Source organism: Cupriavidus basilensis (assembly GCF_029335485.1).
Taxonomy (GTDB): domain Bacteria; phylum Pseudomonadota; class Gammaproteobacteria; order Burkholderiales; family Burkholderiaceae; genus Cupriavidus; species Cupriavidus basilensis_E.
In genome coordinates this window covers 1-2,619 of record NZ_JARJLM010000191.1, presented here as the reverse complement: position 1 = coordinate 2,619, position 2,619 = coordinate 1, and the positions used below count along the sequence as shown (strand labels likewise).

The following is a 2,619-nucleotide window of genomic DNA, read 5'->3' as shown; positions in this document are numbered from 1 at the left end:
GCGGCGAGGGCCGCCCGGCCTGGTGGCACGCCCTGATGCTGGCCGCGCTGGCCAGCCACGGCCTGCTGCTCCACGAAACCATCTTCCCGGCGGACCGCATGATGTTCGGCTTTGCCTTCGCGCTGTCGGCCATGCTGTGGCTGGGCGTGGGCATCTACTGGATCGAGAGCTTCTTCTTTTCGCTGGCTGGCCTGGGCCTGATCGTGATCCCGGTGGCGATGCTAGCCAGCCTGATGCCGCTGGCCTTTCCCGGGGCGCAGATCCTCGGCTACGCGGCGGCGCCGCTGTTCAAGCTGCACTTCATTATTGCCAATGTGGCTTATGGGCTCTTTACGCTGGCGGCCTTCCATGCCTTCCTGATGCTGCTGGCCGAGCGCCGCCTGCACGGTTTCAACCGCTCGCCCCAGCTTGGCAAGGCCAGCGAGCCGGCGCAATGGGTCGGCCGCTGGCTCGACCTGCTGCCGCCCCTGCTGACGCTGGAGAAACTGCTGTTCCGCCTGATCGGCGCAGGCTTCGTGCTGCTCACGCTGACGATCCTGTCGGGCCTGCTGTTCTCCGAGCAGTTGTTCGGGAGGGCCTTCCGGCTCGATCACAAGACCGTGTTCGCGCTGGTGTCCTGGGTGATGTTCGCCGGCATCCTGGCCGGACGCACTTTCTATGGCTGGCGTGGCCGCACCGCCCTGCGCTGGGTGATCGCGTCCTTCGGCATCCTGCTGCTGGCCTATGTCGGCAGCCGTTTCGTCATCGAAGTCATCCTGCACCGGATCTGATCCCGCCATGGCACGCATTTTCCTGGTCCTGGCCGTGGTGCTGGGCTTTTTCTGGTGGCTGCGGCAGCGCGCCGAGGCACGCCGGCACGAGGAGCGCGCTGCCCGTCCGGGCGCGGCGCAAGGTCCTGCCGCGCGGCAGCCGCAAGCCGCACCGCCGCAGGAGGCCATGGTGCAATGCGCGCATTGCGGCGTGCACCTGCCGCAGGGCGAGGCCATCGCCTATCGCGGCCTGTATTACTGCCGGCGCGCCCATCTGCCGGCCGACAGCGACGCGGACAGCCCCGCCGCATGAGCCGGCGCGTCTCGTTCTGGTCCCGCCTGAACGCCTGGCACGTCGTCGCCGCCATGTGGCGGCGGCCAGAACCCCCTGAATTCCACTGGCGCCTGCTGCGCTATTTCGCCTGGACCCGGATGGCGGTGGCGGTCCTGCTGCTGGGCTATGCGTGGCTGCCCGCCCAGCGCGCCGAGACCCTGCTGGCGCTGGGCAGCGGCCCGGCTGCGTGGCCGCTGGCCGTGCCCTATGCCGTGATGGCGTTGGCCATGGTAGCGGCCACCCTGTGGTGGCGGCGCGGATTTCACCTGAGGGTGCGATGCCAGGTGCTGGCCGATCTTGTCTTGCTGGGCCTGATCTTTCACGCGCAGGGCCATCGTGGCGAGGGCCTGGCCATGATCTTCCTGCTGCCGGCGCTGCAGGCCGGCGCGCTCACCAGCCTGCTGTTCGCGCTGTTCGCCGCGGCAGCTTCGGCGCTGGTGGTGATGAGCACGCCCTTTGCGCAGACCCTGCTGCTGGCGCAGGCCGATGCGGGCCTGCTGGGCTCGGGGCTGTACGGCCTGGTTTTCATGATCGCGGCTTCGCTGATGTACCTGCTGGCCAACCGCCAGCTGGCGCAGGAGCAACTGGCGATGGCGCGCGAGCAGGAGCTGCGCCTGCAGCAGCTGGTCAACCGGCTGATGGTCAACGATATGCAGGATGGCGTCATGCTGTTGCGCGCCAATGGCGCGGTGGTGGCGGCCAACCCGGCGGCAGTGGTGCTGCTCGGCGTGCAGCCGGCGGAGCGGGGCAAGCCGGCCGGCACGCCCGCCACCGGGCGCGACGCCTTGTTCGACCTGCGCCAGATTCCCCGCCTGCAGCCGCTGATGGAGATGCTGCGCGACTGGGTGCGCAGCAAGGACGACGCGCCCCGCATTCTGCAATTGCTGCCGCTGCCGTCGCGGCCCTCCTCGGGCCGGGGTCCCATCCTGCATACCCGGCTGCGGCTGCGCTTCCTGCTGCCGGGGCTGGCCAGCCTGCGCTCGACCTTCGCCTCCTCGCTGTCGGTCTCGCTGGGCGCGCAGAACGCCATGAACACCGCCGCCTGGAGCGAGCTCACCCCCGAAGCGGCAGCACGCCTGCGCCTGGCCATCGCCCAGAGCGAAGCCATGGCCTGGCGCCCGGAAGACGAGGCGCTGCTGCGCAGCGAGATGCGCGATACGGTGCTGGTCCATATCGAAAGCTGGGAGCGCATCGCCGAGCAGGTGCAACAGGAGAAGCTGGCCGCCATGGGGCGCCTGGTAGCGAGCGTGGCGCACCAGATCCGCAACCCGCTGGCGGCCATCAGCCAGGCCAGCGAGCTGCTGGCCGAAACCAGCCGCCGCGGCACGCGTCCCGGCGAGGCGGGGCGGCCCGAGGGCGATGTCGATGCGCGCCTGTTGCGCATCATCCACGACAATGTGCTGCGGCTCGACCAGGTGGTGTCGGACGTGCTGCAGATGTCGCGCCGGCCGCGTACCGAGCGGGCCGCCGTCGACCTGAACCAGGCCCTGCCCGAGATCGTTGGCCGCTGGCGGCTGGAAATGCGCTCGCGCTCGG

General features: G+C 69.8%; 3 protein-coding genes. All 3 read left to right on the top strand.

Going from position 1 to position 2,619, the window contains the following annotated elements; translation table 11 throughout:
* Positions 1–770 (top strand): cytochrome C assembly family protein (locus P3W85_RS11245; protein ID WP_276264846.1); only part of this gene is annotated, 770 nt, incomplete at its 5' end.
* 7 nt (positions 771–777) lie between these two features.
* Complete coding sequence (locus tag P3W85_RS11240) at positions 778–1,062, top strand: PP0621 family protein (RefSeq protein WP_276264845.1); 285 nt, start codon at positions 778–780, stop codon at positions 1,060–1,062.
* A partial coding sequence (locus P3W85_RS11235; RefSeq protein WP_276264844.1) for a histidine kinase dimerization/phospho-acceptor domain-containing protein occupies positions 1,059–2,619 on the top strand: 1,561 nt, incomplete at its 3' end. The genes P3W85_RS11240 and P3W85_RS11235, both read left to right, overlap by 4 nt.